Origin of the sequence: Rhizobium nepotum 39/7, from assembly GCF_000949865.1 — a bacterium.
Lineage (GTDB): Bacteria > Pseudomonadota > Alphaproteobacteria > Rhizobiales > Rhizobiaceae > Agrobacterium > Agrobacterium nepotum.
Map to the genome: position 1 here is coordinate 1 of NZ_JWJH01000075.1, position 420 is coordinate 420.

At 63.8% G+C, this 420-nt stretch carries 1 protein-coding gene; it reads left to right on the forward strand.

The window, feature by feature from the left end; genetic code table 11:
• Nucleotides 1-420: ABC transporter ATP-binding protein (locus RS75_RS24970; protein ID WP_045025289.1), on the forward strand; the 420-nt coding region annotated here is incomplete at both ends.

Genomic DNA, 420 nt, shown 5'->3' on the forward strand with positions numbered 1-420 from the left:
TCTTCGTCGGCCCGTCCGGCTGCGGCAAGTCGACCCTTTTGCGCCTGATTGCCGGGCTGGAAGACGTCTCCGGCGGCAAGATCGTCATCGACGGCAACGACGCCACCGAAAAGGCGCCGGCCGAGCGTGGCCTTGCCATGGTGTTCCAGTCCTATGCGCTTTATCCGCATATGAGTGTCCGCAACAACATCGCCTTTCCGCTGAAGATGGCAAAACTGGACAAGGCGGTAATCGACAGGAAGGTCGAGGATGCCGCCCGCATCCTCAACCTCACGGATTATCTCGAGCGCCGGCCCTCGCAGCTGTCCGGCGGCCAACGCCAGCGTGTCGCCATCGGCCGCGCCATCGTGCGCGAACCGAAAGCGTTCCTGTTCGACGAGCCGCTTTCCAACCTCGATGCGGCGCTGCGCGGCACCATGC